The 18,401-nt window shown below is 32.7% G+C and carries 8 protein-coding genes and 1 pseudogene; 2 read left to right on the forward strand and 7 right to left on the reverse strand.

Features of this window, described 5'->3' with window-relative positions:
- Positions 1–108: 108 nt before the first annotated feature.
- Together D9780_RS08290 and D9780_RS21495 are read left to right on the forward strand one after the other, a co-directional pair.
- Positions 109–724 (forward strand): annotated as a pseudogene (locus D9780_RS08290) (DNA cytosine methyltransferase); the annotation flags it as partial.
- Positions 625–978, forward strand: coding sequence for an aspartyl-phosphate phosphatase Spo0E family protein (locus tag D9780_RS21495; protein WP_256359892.1), 354 nt, complete (start codon positions 625–627; stop codon positions 976–978). The pseudogene D9780_RS08290 and the gene D9780_RS21495, both read left to right, overlap by 100 nt.
- Positions 979–1,704: 726 nt before the next feature.
- Here the strand turns inward: D9780_RS21495 and D9780_RS08300 are convergent.
- The 7 genes from D9780_RS08300 to D9780_RS08330 all read right to left on the reverse strand — a co-directional run bounded on the left by D9780_RS08300 (position 1,705) and on the right by D9780_RS08330 (position 18,397).
- Positions 1,705–2,481 carry an alpha/beta fold hydrolase gene (locus D9780_RS08300; protein WP_121639830.1) on the reverse strand — a complete coding sequence of 259 codons (777 nt, stop codon included), beginning with the start codon at positions 2,479–2,481 and terminating at the stop codon, positions 1,705–1,707.
- Positions 2,482–2,678: 197 nt separating this feature from the next.
- A complete protein-coding gene (locus D9780_RS08305) occupies positions 2,679–3,344 on the reverse strand; it encodes a 4'-phosphopantetheinyl transferase family protein (protein ID WP_121639831.1) in 666 nt (221 codons plus the stop codon).
- Positions 3,328–3,702, reverse strand: a complete 375-nt coding sequence (locus tag D9780_RS08310; protein ID WP_121639832.1) for a DUF4234 domain-containing protein — start codon at positions 3,700–3,702, stop codon at positions 3,328–3,330. The genes D9780_RS08305 and D9780_RS08310 overlap by 17 nt, the downstream gene beginning before the upstream one ends.
- A gap of 53 nt (positions 3,703–3,755) precedes the next feature.
- Positions 3,756–4,565 (reverse strand): hypothetical protein, encoded by an 810-nt coding sequence (locus tag D9780_RS08315; RefSeq protein WP_121639833.1) that lies wholly within the window; start codon positions 4,563–4,565, stop codon positions 3,756–3,758.
- A 1-nt stretch (position 4,566) separates the two neighbouring features.
- Positions 4,567–5,436: an ABC transporter ATP-binding protein gene (locus D9780_RS08320; protein ID WP_121639834.1), complete on the reverse strand. Its 870-nt coding sequence runs from the start codon at positions 5,434–5,436 to the stop codon at positions 4,567–4,569.
- A gap of 131 nt (positions 5,437–5,567) precedes the next feature.
- On the reverse strand, positions 5,568–13,592 hold the full coding sequence (locus D9780_RS08325; protein ID WP_121639835.1) for a non-ribosomal peptide synthetase: 8,025 nt from the start codon (positions 13,590–13,592) through the stop codon (positions 5,568–5,570).
- A gap of 20 nt (positions 13,593–13,612) precedes the next feature.
- Positions 13,613–18,397: a non-ribosomal peptide synthetase gene (locus D9780_RS08330; protein ID WP_121639836.1), complete on the reverse strand. Its 4,785-nt coding sequence runs from the start codon at positions 18,395–18,397 to the stop codon at positions 13,613–13,615.
- Between the last annotated feature and the right edge of the window lie 4 nt (positions 18,398–18,401).

The raw sequence follows: 18,401 nt of genomic DNA on the forward strand, positions 1-18,401 counted from the left end.
ATTAAACATATCTATAATCACACCTAAAACGTCATTTGAATGGTATTTTACCAATCAATGGCGTTTTTAAGTTGTGATATTTAGAGGTGATTATTTTTGAAAGATAGGATAACCGAAAAAGATTCTAGCACAAATTTAACATTAGGAAGTCTATTTGATGGAATCGGGGGTATTTCCTCTAGCTGGTTCTCGTTACGGAATTGCGCCAACATGGGCAAGTGAAATTGAGAAAGCACCTGTATCTATTACAAAACACCATTTTCCTAACATGCTTCATCTCGGAGATATTACAAAAATAGATGGTGGAAAAATACCGCCTGTTCATATCATTACCTTTGGTTCACCTTGTCAGAACTTATCCAATATCGGAAATCGAGAAGGATTGGCAGGAAGTCAATCCAACTTGTTCTATCATGCTATCCGAATTGTCAAAGAAATGAGGTGTGCAACGAATGGAACATATCCAGTTATCGCTGTTTGGGAAAACGTCATGGGAGCTTTTTCATCAAATAACCGGTTGGATTTTAAAGCCGTGCTGGAGTCGTTCACAAATACCGAAATTCCAATGCCTGCTTCTGGAGTCTGGGCAAAAGCAGGAATGGTCCGAGGGAATGATGTTGATGTGTGCTGGCGACTGTTGGACGCCCAATATTGGGGAAAACCCACTCTCCCTCAAAGAAGAAGACGTATCTTCCTCGTGGCAGATTTTGGAGGAACACGTGCAATCAGATAGCTGTAACCAAAAAGGAACAGGAGCAAAAAAAATTGAAGTCAAAAAAGGATTTATGTCAAAAAATTAAATGTTTAAAAATACGGATGATTAAAACTAGCAAGGAAAAGGGCATGAATCATCCTTTAACTATTCAAACCAGTCAAAAATTAGACAGGTTAATTAATGAATATATGAACTTAACAAAAAAAATAGCATTGCCTGTAAAGTTTGCAATGCTATTAACTATTTATATTTCATATTTTTAAGAGTGCAGCGGCAATCTATAATCAGTGCCGTGCTTTAATTCATCAAACACAGTCAATAAAAAAGTTGCTTATCATGTAAAACGTGACTTATCACTTCTATATTGAAACTATAATTTTATCGAATTAGTAAATCTAATATTTGAACAGTAAGTAAGCAGATAATACATAGTTTGAACCTTGTTAAAGCATTTAGAGCAAAACTATAAAAGAGCGCCTTTAAACCTTTAAGTTGCGGATTATATTTTCAATCCTTAATATACACTAATATTCTTGCATTTGAAATATCGCAGTGGATTCAACTTTTTTAAAATGCATATTTTTAATTACAATTCTATTCAAGAGCAAGAAATTGTTACAACTAAAGTAATGAGAGCGAATGGAATTAAAAAGAAGACAATGGATTGTTAACGTGCTAATAACTCGTGGCAGCCCTGAAAACACAAGGAAATTTTCTTCTAGGGCAAATACTGTAAAAATAGGTATCTTGTCTCCAGCCAGTTTTAAATCGTGCTCAACATAAATATAAATCTTAGATTACATTTGATAGCGCATAATGATCCGCTGTGCTAACGGCCGATGATAAATTTAAGCAGTAAACTTATGGATCTAATCAATATATAGAGGAGAAAACTAATAATGCATCTATTCCTTTATCCAAAACCATACCTAAATAAGGGGCAACATTTACAAGTGACCCTCATTAATCAAATATTTAAAAACATAGCTTTATTTGATAACTTTTCCTTCTGGTAATTGAACATTATTGACCCAATTTTCCACTATTTCATTAAAAAAATCAGGCATTGCCAATGAAACACCATGACCAATATTAGGCAATATAACACCTTTACAATTTGGATTGCTATTTACAATATCGACTGCAGATTTTATCATCATTCTCTTCTCTTTTTCTCCTACAGTTACTAGTATTTTACATGAAGCTTGAGAAAAGTTTTCTGGGATGCTAAAAGACATATTTTCTTCTAGTACTTTAATTAATGTATCCATCTTCATTTTTGAAGTTTCTTGATAGTATAAATCAAAGTATTCATGACCGATGTACAATGCGTTTGCTTGGGTTTTTGCAAACAACTTATTTTTAATGAGGGGAAAAGATAATTTTACTATTGGTTTTATTAAACGTTTCATGAAAGGTTGGGGTCTCACTAACGCACTATTAATGAACGCATAATCTAATAATTGTGGTTTTAAACTAATCATTTGTAAGGCTATTTGAGCACCTAAAGAAAATCCGACGATAATTACAGTTTTTCCATTTGCTTTTTCAGCAATTAAATCTAGAAGTACATTTGCATGGTTGTTGATTGAAAAATCCAATCCCCTTTGACTAGATTCGTCATTCACTAAATTCGGAACAACACAATGATAATCTGAAAAGCATTGTACTTGTTTATCCCACATCCAACCACTTACACCACCACCATGAATAAACATTATTAGTGGCATACGTTGATTTCCATATTCTTTATAATGCAAAGTCAAAAAATCACACTCATTTCTAATAGACTTTTTCTTTTTTCATCATCTCATGTTATAGTTTATCATTTTTTAAACATTAAAAAAACATCGGCATTCACCAAATTTTATGGCGAATGCCTTATAATGATAATACGGTGATTTTTTTATCATTCATAATGACAATAACCGATCGTGTTTTGCAATTAAAGAAAAACTTTTACCTAACTTTTTGAAAATTGCTTAAACTTTTTTTCAAATTGATCTAAAGAGACTTTTTGGACTTTAATATCATGGAACTCACCACAAGCTGTTAGGAAATAGTTTTTAAAAGTAAATGTTTTAAAAGAAAGCCCATATTTCATAAACTGTTGTTCACAGCATTTGGCAAAGTTATATTTTGAAATGTTTTCTGTTAGCCCTTCCCCAATACATTTGATGTATGCCTCTTTAATCGTCCAAAGTCGAGTGAACTTTGAGGGCAGATCATCGTGATGATCCTCAAATTCTTTCAATTCTTCATCTGAACAGACCATTTTTAAAACATCATGATCACATTCTACAAGTTGTTGAATATCTACTCCTATTGGTTGACTAGAAACAGCACAGGCTACTCCTTCTTTACAATGAGATAAATTAAAGAACAGACCTTTTTCATCTTTTAAAAAAGGCTTTCCTGCTGATGTCCTCATTATTTCTAATTTACCTAAAATACCATATTCCCTTTCTAATGTGTACTGGAGCAAAAGTTCTGCCATAGCGGATAATTTTTTATCAAGACTAAATTGATACTGCGTAATTCTATTAATTCTTTCCTTAGAAAGATATGCATAGGCATTATTTAAATGGTGATCGGTAATACTTTCTATATCATCAAATAGATAAATCATTGCCCTCACTCATAGATGATGCAGTAATTATGTCATTCATTCTAGTTTGTATCAGAGCGAGAGTAATAATGACACCTAATACATAAAAAACTATATATAAAACACCATAATTTTTACGTTTCATATCCTTTTTCAGTTCAATCTTGTTTAAGCGTTTATCCATTGAGTATGCCCAATAAATACCATAAATACCCAATGTTATAATGGTAAGAAATAAGACAGTTAAGCCTTGAGTCCCTTCTTCTTCTACTAATGTGATCGAATCGTCCGTTTGTTTGACAATCCAAAAAAGACTATAGATACCTAATGTTATAATTGATAATATAATAGAGACAATAATATTTTTTTGATTAACCATTTTTCTCTCCCTTTTTTTCTTGAATTGATGAATAAAATAAGAATTTTATATTTTTATAAAAATAAGTCTCTTCTTTTAAATTGAATTAATGAAATCACAAAAAAGATGATTCCAACAACCAACAGTATTAAAGAACTTATCATAAAATAAGTATCATCAGTATAAATTTTGTGTGTATCATAAACAGAAATAATCGTAGAATATTTCAAATTTTCCAAATTGAAACTTATATTCTTGAAAACATCTAGTATATATTGGATACCAATTAATAAGGCTGTATAGGCAACGGCTTCACTATTGTTATTTACTAATGTGTTGATCAAAAAACAGATAGACCCTAGGAAGAAAAATATTAAAATAATCGTGACATTAATTTTCAAGAAATTCATAACCTCAAAATCTTGGTCTCGAATAAATATCCACTTTGATAGCATCACCGAAAAAACGGAAGATACAAATATAAGACTGAGACCAATTATAAATGTAACTATTTGACTTCCCAAAAATTGTGTTCTCGAAACAGAAGAGTTTAAATAATAAACTAACGAGGTATCCCCCATTGGTTTTGCTACTAATTTTGCTATAAATACAACCGTATAAGCCATTAACACATATAAATAAACAGAGTTATAAAAATTCATATTTAAATATTCGTTTAAGTCCGTGATATCACCAGTCATACCTATTGCATTAAGCATTTCTTTCGGCATTACATCTAAAAGATCTGCATACGAATTGTCTGAAGTTATACTTGGGTATAGTGAAACTAAACCTACAATCGAAGCGATAATAGTCACAATGATAATACTAATCAAGACACTGCTTGTTTTTAGAGATGAACGAACAATTTTTGTCGACAACATCCTAGTCCCCTCCCATATAATATTGTTCAAAAACTTCGCTTAAGGTTGTTCTTTTCATCTCTAAGCTTTGAATTTGATACTTCGCTAATTCTCTAATCACTTCATTTTCATTATTTTTAATCTCAATATGAAAACTACCATCTTCTTTTCTTTGATGGGGAATTGCAAAGGAAGTTAAATCAGTATTGTCGGTAAATCGAATAATAAGCGTTTGTTTCATCTGATCATGAACATCTTTTATTCCTTGATTCTTTAGAATCTTTCCGTTTTTGATGATACAAATTTTATCCGCAATATTTTCAATTTCTTCAAATATATGGGAGGATAAAAAAATAGTTTTTCCTTCTGTTTTTTCTTCTATTAATAAATTAATCAATTCCTTTTGCATTAATGGATCCAAACCTGTACTTGGTTCATCCAAAATTAGAATATCAGGATCGCTCATAAAAGCTACGACAATAGCTAACTTTTGCTTCATTCCTTTGGACATATTTTTAATAGGAATATGAATATTGAGTTGAAAACGTTCGATTAACTCTTTCGTTCTTGAACGGTTTTTTATATTATATAAGCCTTCTTGAAGCTTTATAAAATCTGCCGCTGACATGCTCGAGGGAAAAACAATCTCTCCAGGTAAATAACCAAGACTTTTTTTAATTTTTGTTGATTCACTCCAACAGTCAAGATCATTTATTTTTGATTCTCCTATATCAGGTTTTAAGAAACCCATTAAATGACGAATTGTTGTTGATTTACCTGCACCATTCGGTCCAATAAAACCAAATACTTCGCCTGATTTTACTTGAAAATTAATATCGAAGAGACCTTTTCCGTTTTTAAATCTTTTCGTTAATTTTTTTACTTCAATCAACCTTTTTCCTCCTATTCAGTTACTTCGAATGAAGTCATGAATGGAACAGTTCATTTATCCGCTGCTCCATTCCCCTTCACATTTGCTTTTCAGCAAACTTTACCTAGGCTTTAGGTTTATTTTCCTAAAGACTAATGAGCAAATGATTTGTAGCAACTTTTTTCAATTTTTTCTGCAAGTTCTTTGACATGTGGTAGTTTCATCATAGATGTATGGTTTGCGTTCATATCAATGATATTTAAATCTTTTGTGTAATCATGCCACTGCTCAAATAACTCATAGACATACTCTTCATGCTCGGTCGTTCTGATTACATGTATTGGAATATCTAACTGAACTTTTGGAAGTACTATTTCTCTTGACATGAGAATATGATGGAGCTGCATTTTTAAATATTTATCTAAATACTCTTCATTAAGGAAGGAAGCAATCCTTTCATCTGTTTCAGACATTTCCAAAATGACATTTTTCGCTTCATGATATGATAAACCTTCAAAACGCTTCGAATCTACATTCATCATGTTTCCAATTCCCATAGTAAGCAAGAGTAATTTAAAATCTTCTTCATTGATATTTTTAGCAGCATCTGTCTTAATGAGATCTAGCGATGGCGTTGTATCTAAAATTATTAAACCTTTCGGTGCTTTATCCTTCTTAATCAACTCCACACACATCGCAAAAGCTAAATGCCCTCCTAATGAATGTCCGGCTAGATAATCTTTCCCAGGTCTATACGTTTGGTCAATTGCTTGCAGACAGAAGTCTACCATTTCTTCAAAACTCAAATATTGAGGTTGTTCATCATCATAGAGTCCAGGTGCCTGAATTCCATATGTTTCGCCCGTTTCTTTAAAATGTCTAGATAATTCGATATATCCTAATATAGTACCTCCAGCGGGTGGTGCAAAAAAGATTCTGCTGCTGTTTTCATTACCACTATGTGTTTTAATCAGATAATCTTTAGATGTCCGTTCTGTGTTTTCATATTCACCAAGTAATGATATTTCTTTTGCCAGTTCCCTGACAGTTGGATACATGAAAATTAACTTAGGATCTACTCTAAACCCTAATTCTTTTAATTTTGCAGTTACTTTAATAGTTAATAATGAGTCTCCGCCACACTCAAAGAAGGAATCATTGACTCCCATTTCACTATGATTAAGAGTTTTTGCAAACAATTCTAATAATGTTTTTTCTAATCCTTTAACAGGGAGTTCTAATTCACTATCAGCAGATGGTTTCGTTAATTTCATCTTTTCTAATCTATTTACATCTACTTTCCCATTTGTATTTAATGGGATGGAGTACACAAAAATCATTTTTGCGGGAATCAAATAAAACGGCAAATGTTGTTTTAAATACTCTAAAATTTCTTGCTCTGTTTTGTTCCCATCTTGCACGACATAGGTTGTAATAAACTTGTTATGTTCGGTTTCTTGAACAAGTACGACTGCATCTATAATATTTGTATTATTTAACAACACAAATTTAATGGCATCTAATTCGACCCTAAATCCTCTAATTTTCATTTGGTTATCTATCCTGTCAAGATAATGTAATAAACCATTTTTATCCATTCTGACAAAGTCACCTGTACGATACATCTTTTGTCCAGGATTAAAAGGATCTTTTACAAAGCTTTCCGCTGTTAACTCTTCCTGATTCAAGTAACCCAAAGCGACTCCATCTCCACCAACACATAATTCCCCCATCACCCCAATTGGCTGCAAGTGATTGTTCTCATTGAGGACATAAGCTGTTGAGTTAGAGATGGGTTTTCCAATCGGAATCGAATTTTCATAAGTTTGATCAATTGTAAATGTAGTAGAAAATGTTGTATTTTCCGTTGGCCCATATCCATTTATAATTGTAATTTCTGGACATACTTCCCTTAGTTTATTGATATGTTTCGGTGAGAGTACATCTCCACCTACAATAAGCTTTTCACAACCTTTTAAAACCATGGCATCAATATCAACCAATTGATTGAACAATGGAGCACTTAACCACATAATGGAAACACTGTGTCTCGCTATTTCAGACTTAAGTTTCTCTGCATCAAGAATCCATTCCTCTTCTACCAAACATAAAGTCATACCATTTAACAGAGCCGCCCAAATTTCAAACGTCGAGGCATCAAATGATAGTGCACCAGTCTGTAAAATCACATCCTGCTCACTTAAATCAATCCAATTAGGATTCTTTACTAAACGGACAATATTTTGATGACTTACTTTAACACCTTTTGGATTACCCGTTGTTCCAGAAGTATACATAATATATGCCGTTAAGTTTTCACCTGAATATGTTGGGTATATAGTTTCTTTTGCAAATCGCTGTCTAAGATCTATATAATGGATGTTTTCATGTGTTTCCGCATTTCCAGTTGTTAAAATCAAATTTACTTGGCAGTCTTCCAACATACGTGTAATTACATTATCCGCATATTTATGATTAATGGGTAAGTAAATAGCGCCAATCTTGAGAATCGCCAACGTTCCAACAATCGTTTCAATATTACGCTCGGCATAAATACCGATAATATCCCCTGCTTTTGCGCCTTTTCTAATAAGTTCACAGGCAATCTCCTCAGATCTCTCATCTAACTCTTGATAAGTCAATCTTTTATCAGCAAATGTCACCGCTGATTTATTTGAATATTTTTCAACACTTTCTTTAAATAGCTCAACTACATTTTTATTTTTTGGATAATTAGTTTGGTTTTCATTTATTGCTAAAATCTGTTCTTGATCACTGCTTGATAATAGTTGTAATTCTGCTACTGTCTGATCAGGGTTTGCTAATACTTGTCTAATAACATGTATATAATGTTTCAACCATCTACGGATAGTATCTTTTTCAAATAAATCAATATTGTATTCAAACGAAATGTTCAGTTTATCTGTTAATTCTAAAATATTAATTGAAATATCATATTTTGCGATTTTATGTCGAACAAGGTGTTCCTCGACAGTTACATCATCTATCTTGATTTTTAAAGGAACACTTAAATAGTTAAACATCGTCTGAAACAGTGGCGTATTATTTAGAGTGCGCGGTGGATTCATATCGTCGATAAGCTTATCAAACGGATAATTTTGGTGTTCAAATCCTTCTATCATAGAACTTCTTATCTGTTTAATAAAGTTAATGAGCGTCATTTCAGGATTTATTTGGGTTCTGATTGCTAAAGAATTGACAAACATACCGATCAAGTCCTTCGCTTCCTCATCCTCTCTACCGGCGACAGGAATTCCTATCACAACATCATCTTGGTGTGTTAACTTATGTAACATCAAGTAATATGCTGATAATAAAGTCATAAACATTGTGCTCTCATTTTCTCGATTGAACTTTTCTACACTGTCTTTTAAATCTCTAGATAGATCAAAGACTACTGTATCACCACGATATGTTTGAATTTTTGGTCTTTCAAAGTCAAGTGGAAGATTTAACACTTCTAGATCTGTATTTAATTGGTTCTTCCAATAACTTTGCCCAATTTTGTCTTGTAAGATCTCCTGATTCTTCCATTCAATATAGTTCATAACATTCACATCGAATATTGGAAGCTTTATTTCTTCTTTGGCTAATAAGCTTTGATAGATTTCTCCTAATTCCTTTACAATTACTCCTAATGACCATCCGTCAGAAATAATATGATGTTGACTCATAATAAAAACTAGTTGGTCGTTGGTTTTTTTAACAACACTGCAATACATTAATGGACCATTATATAAGTCATATTCACGATCACATTCTATGTCAATGGTTTCATCTATTCTTTCCTCTTTAAGTGTCTCTGGTAATCCCTCTAAATTTAAGATCGTAAAAGGAATGTCCATTTCATCATGAACTATCATTCTAGGCTCTCCATCAACCTCTTTAAATGTTGTTCTTAACATTGGATGTCGCCTAGTAAGCGCTTGGACTGCTTCAGCTAAAACATCGAGATCTACAATACCGTTCATATTCCACGCACCGACAATATTATAAAGTCCTCGTTGCTGTTCAATTGTTTCTAAAATAAATACTCGCTTTTGTGCATAGGATAAATCATAGTTTTCTTTTACAACATGTTCAATCTGTTGCTTTTGTTCTTTTTTATTTGCAAGTTCATTATCGATCTTTGCTGCCATCTTACTTAAGCTTGTATTTTGAAAAATGTCACTTAAAGCTACCTTTGCATGCAGGATTGACTTAATCTGCGCCACTAATCTAGTAGCATTTAATGAATGTCCACCTAAACTAAAAAACTCACTATTTTTACCGATTTTTTCTGTTTCTAAAACTTCTTTCCAGATCTCCGCTAATGCCTTTTCCGTTTCTGTTTCTAATGCTACAAACTCGTCTTTATTTTGATGATTCATTAATAAATATAGTTGTTGGCGGTCAATACGATTATTTTTATCTATTGGGATTGAGTCTAAAGTAATATAGTCATTAAAGGCATTGAAAATGTTCATCTGACTCTCATTAATTTCCTGATCCTTTTCTATAAAGAGTGTTGAGGTCAACTCTAACTCTTCTTTATGATACACTTTACTTTTAATATGAGTATTAAGTGGATCTAATCCGATATAAACATTCCTCTCCTCAGTTCGCAACACTGCAAACATTGAGTAAGTAGCTAGCATACCTGGTAAAGGAATGAATCCTTTTTCCGAAATTACATTGGTAAAAATATTATCCTGTGACATTCCTATTCCATCCCACGCACTCCAATTCAAGCAATAGCAATTTTTATAACCTTTATTTATTAAGTTAGTTGTATAAGCAGACATAAAGCTATTAGCAGCTGAATATGCACTGAAACCTGATCCCCCAAAAAATCCATTTACAGAACCAAAACTTACAAATAACGTATCTTTTTTCAATAATTTTGCTAACTGAATCGTTCCATAAACTTTAGGAGCAAAGAATTTTTCATAATTTTCGATTGTTTCTCTTTGACAATAACTTTCAAAGCTATCATGATCACCTGAAAAAGTACCTACACCTGCTAGATGGAAAATCCCATCTAGATTGCCTTTCCATTTATCAGTAATTATGTCTTCCAATTTATTAAGCCCTGTGACCGTAGAGATATCTAAAGCGACATAGCTCACTTTATCATTCATTTGTGAAAGTCTGCGAATTGTGTTTTTCTTTTTTTCATCGAGTTCTTCAAATGGTGTTTTTCCAATTAGCAATAAATCAGCGTTAAACTTTGTTACTAATTCTTCTGAAACCCACTGACCAATTCCTCCAGTTCCACCAGTAATTATATATCTTCCTGAGACCTTTAATTTTGACTGTTCTTGCATTTCATTGTTTACATCAATTAATCTTAAGCTTTGAATTAAACGTCTTTTTCCCCTATAGACGACCATCTCATCATCCATGTTTCCGAGCAGCTCATGTTTTAACATATATGATATTTCTAAAGGATCATCTGTTTCTACGTCTATTAAGGTCATCTGGAATTTCTCTTCTTCCTGATTTAAACTCTTAAGATAACCTTCTAAAACACCAAATCCTGTTTCCTCTGATTGAGAATCAGCAATGATTTTCTGTCTTGTTACTACATAGTAATTAATTTTTTGAGTAGGGTTTATTTCGCTGATGAGTCGATTCGTTTCCAATAGGTAAGTTTTGGCTCTCTGATTACCTTCAGTTTCTAGATTATTGATGTTAAAATGAGTTAAATTAATCAGATAATCGACTTGATTCGACTGAATAAAATCAATACATGCATCGATATTATCGACAATGTTACAGATTGCCCCATTATCTTCCCACTCTTGTTGGATTTTTATATTTATATCATTATTACCACCATATAAAAGAATTTTCTTGTCCTTTAAATTTCCCTTGATATTTAAATTACTTTTTATCCATTCTGACTTAAAAAACCATGGTTGGATAACGTTTTCCTGATCAGAACGGATATCCTGTTCGTTCATGAGTTCATCATACTGTCCATCTTTTAACCTTTTCACTATTTGTGAACGTTGGATTTTTCCGATATTTGTTTTCGGAATATCTTCTCTCGTGATTGGAAGGACATAACTTACATTTAAACCTGTTGTTGAAAACACATGTTTTTTAATATTATTTATTTGTTGCTCGATATCTGCTTGATCTTTTAAAAGCGATACATACATCACTACAACACTATCTGTATGGTCTCCGTCGAATTGGACTGCACAAGCCGCTGTATAGGTTACATCAATATCCCCAATTTCTTCTACACATGCTTCGATGTCGACATTTTGATAATTGACACCATTTACGATAATAATATCTTTCATTCGACCAGTGAATGTAACAACATCGTCTTTAATAAAAGCAAGGTCATCAGTATCAAACCAACCATCTTCTGTAAAAGCTGTCGCATTTACTTTCGCATTGTTATAATAACTAGGTAAAACCATTTCCCCTCTCACTTGGAATCTGCCAATTTCACCTTCGTTTATAACTTTATTATTGTGATCAGTTATACGCATTTCAAGTCCTGGATAAATTTTTCCACATTCAACAAAAATTGCCTTATTTGGATTCGTTTCATCACAATACACAATTTCTTTTTCCATATGGTTTTTATCAATAATTTGAATCCCCTGATTATTTTTATACCCGTATATATCCGAAGAAACTGTCATACAGCATGTTTCAGACATTCCCCATTCAGGTTTAATCGCAAATTCATCAAGTCCAAAAGGTATAAAATTGTCTAGAAACTTTTCACAAGTTGCATGATTAACAGATTCACCTGCATTGATGATTCTTTTTATTGAACTCAAATCCCAATGATAATTTCTTTCTTCCTGAATAGAATCATTCATTAAGGCAAACAGCGAATTTGGTGCCCATGTTATCGTTACATGATACTCCGAAATATAGTCCATCCAGCGTAACGGTTCTGCTAACACATAATCTGTTGCAACATGTAACTGATCTGTAGCTAAATAAACAGGCATCAAATGAAAAGCAAGTAGTCCGACAACATGTTCTTTAGAAAGCCAATTTAAAAATATGTCATCCGATTCGTATCTGCTAAACTGTGCAGCTGCTCTTTGTTTGTTTACAATATTTTGATGTGTTTGGATAACACCTTTTGGCTTCCCTGTACTACCTGAAGTAAATAACAAAACAGCAGTTTGTTGTGGATCCACTTCAGGCAAATGATTTTCCGGTTCTGATAAAACAAGCTGATCGATATCTAAAAATTTGAATTCCCCTTGATGGTTTGAAATATTTTCAATTAAATGATTTGTTGATAAAATTTGCGGACTCTCCAATGTTTCCCAAACGCTTTTTAATAACCTAATATCACTATTATTTTCGGTAAATGTTTTTGGGGGGGTCATTGGAGCAGGAATAATCCCGCCCATAACACAGCCCCAAAAAGCATAAAAGTACGATTCGCTGGAATCAGCTAACAGAATCACTTTGTCGCCTGGTTTAATACCTGCTTTTTTTAATCCCCCCAAGGTTCTTTTGGCTGTATTAAGTAATTCGGAATAAGTAATAAATATCGTTTCATCTTCATCATTAACCATAGTCATACCTTTGTTAGGGTGTTTCTTCGTTGCCCGAATAAGCATATTAGGTAAATTATTTACATCACCTTTAACTTTATGGATCGGACCTCCATCAACATATGCAAGCTTTTTCTCTTTCTTTTGTTCATTTATTGATTTTACATATTGAACATCCCTAGGTTCTTCTGGAGTGAAAACATCTTTAAAATGGATAGGCTTTCCAATATTATATTTTTCTGTATATAATACGAGATGTTTTGCTAAACTCCGGCTATCATGATTCCTTTCGTTAAGTTGCTCTAATGCCGTATGATCGGCAAGCTCCAAATCTCTTAACCTATTTCTATCAACACTCCCATTATTAGCTAATGGAAGTGTTGACAGTGGAATCACTTCATCAATGATTTCAGCGTCCTTAATGTTTGTTACAAGACTTTCTAATGAAATATTATCTGTCGATTTTGCTTGCACAAATAAAGTTGTTCTTTTTTGTTTGTTTAATAAATCTTTGGTTACAATTACACATTTCTTCCGTCCGAAATAAGTTTGGACTTCCTCTTCTAATTTACGAATATCAATCCGTTTACCATTAATCCTCACAATATCTGAATTTAAATTTTTAAGTAACATTTTTTCACCTCATACATTAATTATTCGAGTAATCTAATCTTTCCTTTAGAAATCCACATTCCTATGTCGCCAGTCTTATACAAATGATCGTATGAATCACTGGAAATTTCATTCTCTATTTTATTTTCCTTCATCCAATCAGTCCAATCACTTTCAATTATATTAATATCTTTTATTGCTATATACACTTCTCCCGGAATACCTAAAGATGTTGGTTTTAAATCTTTATCAAGTATAAAAATTTGTGCATCATATTCAGAATTCATTACAACAGAATAAATTTCCTCTTGATCCTCATAGAGGGTTTTGATCGTTGCATTTCTGCTCCACTCATGAAGCACATTGTGTTCATAGTCTTCTTCGTCAATGCTGATATGACTAACTGTACCTTCACTGGTACATAGATTCATCAACACTGTTTTCATCCCTTTCATTAATGCATGAATGGTATCCTCATCTACCTCGTTATCCATATAGGAATAGCGAATCTTCAATGTTTCTTCAGGAACTGCTACAATTGTTAAAGCATAATTTGTTCGTTCGTGACTTTCAAATCTGCCAAAAGATATTTCATTGTTACGGTCAGAGATTTGTTCTGCGATTGGATAGTTTTCAAATATTAACAGAACATCGAAAAATTCATCCGCATGATCTATATCACTAACACTTTTAATTTCTGCCATTGAGAGCATATGATAGTTATTTATTTCAAAAGCATTTTGTTGAATAAACTGTATATAGTCATGAATTTCTGCTTCCATGTCCATTTGAACTCTTAATGGAATCGTATTAATCAGTAGACCAGTAATTGAGTTGACTTGTTCAATATTTGGATCTCTCCCAGATACGGTTGTGCCGAATACAATATCCTGACTACCCGAAAACTTATGGAGTATAATCGCTAATGCACTCTGTAATAGAGTGTTGACAGTAACACCTATTTCCTCGGAACGTTTATTTAGTGCTACTTCTTCAGCTTTCGTAAGTTCAATCGTTTGTTGTTTAAACTTGCTTGCTTTCATCTCATTTTTTTCAGGTAATACTCCCCATACCCAATTTTTCTGTTCGAAACCTTTCATATATTGAGACCAAAATGATTCAACTTCTACCTTATCTTGTTCTTGTAGCCATTCAATATAATCTTTATACTGACCTTTTTCATGACCGATAAGAACTTTTTCTCTGTTTGTTAGTTGTTTATATGTCTCAATAACTTCGTTTAAAATCACAAATACACTCCAACCATCAAGAGAGATATGATGAAAGCTAAAAACAAATTCAATATGTTGTTTCATTTCTACAACCATGATACGAATAACTGGTAGTGACGTTAATTCAAATCGGTTTTCTTTATCTTCTTGAAGTAATTTTTCAAGATAACCTTCATCTAGTTGTTCAATCTCTTTAGCATTTATATAACGAACATCCAGCCTCTCATTTTCTAAGACTATTTGAACGGGGTCTTCCATCTCTTCCCACTTGTAAACAGTAGATAAAATTGGATTGTTTCTAACCACATGGTTCCATGCCTCAGTAAAACGATCCTTATTTAGATTTCCGTATAATTGGCAATGAATTTGCCCAAAATATTCTTCTGATTTTGAATTCATTAAATAATGATAAAGCATTCCTTTTTGCGCAACTGAAAGCGAATATAGATCTTTTACTTTATTTTGATATTCACTCATAATATTTTGAACTTCCTTCGTCCCTACATTTGCTAACGGGAAATCGGAAGCAGAATAAATTTTTTCTTCTAACTGGCCACAAGTCTGTGTAATAATCTTAGTATTTTGAATATATGTTTCTAATAATATTTTAAAACGCTTATCTTTTATTAATTCATCATGGAGCGTGAGATAAAATATCATTTCCCCTCTAAATAAAACGATATTGAAATCAAGCACTACATCTCTCTTCGCAGTTTCGTCATGAAATATGCCATATTTCCTTGAAGCCACTTCCATTTTTTCATCAAAATTACCGAGATAATTAAATGATATTTCTGGTTCAAAATCTAACAACACCTCTTCATGGTCAGACAGATATCTTAAAATGCCGTATCCAATTCCTTTATTCGGAATCTTACGTAAAATATCTTTCACACCCAACACTAAGTTTTCAATCGATTCATCATTTGATGATTCGAGTAAAATTGGATAAGCTGTTGTAAACCAACCAACTGTTCTAGAAAGATCAACCGGAATGATATCTTCCCTGCCATGCCCTTCTACTTTAAGCGAAAGACTACTTACCCCAAATAAATCTTTGAATGTTTTGAATAAACTAGCTAAAAACAAATCATTGATTTCCGCTCCTAAATTTAAACCTGCCTTCTTTAATAGAAGATCAGTAGTTTCTTGATCTAGCTTTCCATACATTGTTTTGGAAGTGTTTTCTTGGTTAACTCCTTCTAGATTGATAAAATTTTTGGAGTTATCATTAATTGCTTTCCAATATTCATATTCCGAAATAGCTTGCTTACTATTTGCATACTCTTTTAATCTTTCAGTCCATTGTTTAAATGAGGTAGATTTAGGTTGTAATTGAATTTGTTTATGATTCTCTAGTTGTTCAACTGCATGTAAAAGATCTTCTCCTATTATTCTTAATGAAACACCATCAACCACCAAGTGATGGACACCAATAAATAAATATTGTTTTTCTTGATCATTGAATAATACTCCGCTTACTAATGGGCCATTTTCGATATTGATCTTTTCTTGACAAGCAATTGATTTTTGCTTGATTACCTCTTCCCGATCATTTACATTTGTCAAATCTACTATTTCAAATGGGAGATTTACTGACTTATCTCCATATACTTGAACAACACCATGTTCAGTCTCAACAAATGTTGAATGCAAACTTTCATGATATATTACGACTTCATGTAGAGCTTTGTGAATAATTTCTGATTCATGCTTTTGATCAAAATGAATTATTAATGGGAGATTCCAAAAATGTTTGTTCTTCATGCCTTGATTGAAAAACCATTGTTGAATTGGTCCGAGTTCTCCTTCGCCTGTCACAACTTCATCCTCAATGACTTTGTTAATCTTCGTTAATTGTCCTGCTAGACTGCGGATCGTTTGGTTTTGAAAAACCATTTTCGTTGTTACATGATAACCTGCTTTTTTAACCATATTTGTGAGCTGAATAACCATAATAGAGTCTCCACCCAGTTTAAAGAAGTTATCTGTGATCCCGAAAGCATCTGTTTGCAGTATTTCTTTCCAAATTTCAAACAAAACTTTTTCATCTTCCGTTTTTGGTAAAACATGAGTTGATTTAACTGACTCTTCTGTTAGCTCAGATGTCTTTGGCAATTTAGAGTAATCAACTTTACCATTTTTGCTTAACGGGATTTCTTTCATATGGATTATATGATGTGGCAACATATAATCTGGCAACATTTCATCTAATATATCTAAAATATCTAGACTAGACTCACCGGTATAATAGGCAATAATCCTCTTGTTATCTTCATCTTCGACACAATTAACAAGTACCTGATCAACACCTATAATTGTGCGAATTGCTTGCTCAATTGCCTGTAACTCAATTCTAAAACCCCTAACCTTAACTTGCTTATCGATTCTACCAATGAATTCAATATTTCCTTCTTCATTTAGTCTCGCATAATCACCGGTTTTATATAGTCTTCCACTAGAATCAAAAGGATTAGCAATAAACTGTTGTTCGGTTAACTCATGTTTATTCAAGTATCCTTCTGCTACTCCGTCTCCGCCTACTACAAGTTCTCCAATCACTCCAAAAGGTTGTAACTGCATTTTCTCATTAACTACATAAGCTGTTGAATTAGCAATTGGTTTTCCAATTGGGATCGACGTCTCATAATTTCTGTCTACCTTAAAAAAGGTGGAAAAGGTTGTATTTTCAGTTGGTCCATAACCATTAATAATTACAATCCCTGGAGAATGTCTCCTGACTTTATTAGTCATTTTTGGCGATACTACATCACCCCCAACGAGTAAAGTTCTAACATCTCTGAAAATCGTTTCATCTATTTCAACTAGTTTATTAAAGAGCGGGGCACTTACCCACATAATCGTAACTTTCGATTTTGCCATTACCATTCGAATTGATTCAATATCTAATAAAACATCCTCATCAACTAAATATAATTCAATACCATTTAATAATGCTCCCCAAATTTCAAAGGTAGAAGCATCAAACGTAATTGATCCTGTTTGTAAGATGACATCTTCTCTTTTAAAGTCGATAATATTTGTATTATTAATTAGTCTGATAATATTTCTATGTGTAACGACTACGCCTTTTGATTTACCGGTACTTCCCGATGTATACATCACATACGCTTTATCTTGCGGACTGATTGAATATGAAGTGTGTTGAATCACCTCTTCAAACTCCCGATTAATATTTATTTTTTTCAGGTGGTCAAAACCTGCTAAGTCTTCCACACACAATATATATTTCGATTTACAGTCTTCAATAATATTTTCAAGAAATTCTTCTGGATAGTTTCGATTAACAGGTACATAAGCTGCACCAATTTTTAGAATAGCTATAATCCCGACAATAGTTTCTATTGATTTATCGGCAACAATTACAACATTCTCTTCATGTTTGACACCAAGATTGGATAAATGCGTTGCCAATCTATCTACTTTTTCTTTCAACTGAATATAAGTTACTTGCTCATTTTCTGTTGATACTGCATTCGCATTCGGGTGATTAGCTACCGTTTCTTCAAAAAGCTCATAAATATTTTTAGATGATGCATAATCGGTTGAAGTTTCATTGATCTGCTCGATCATTTGT

This window comes from Virgibacillus sp. Bac330, from assembly GCF_003667845.1.
Classification (GTDB): Bacteria; Bacillota; Bacilli; order Bacillales; family Amphibacillaceae; genus Virgibacillus; species Virgibacillus chiguensis.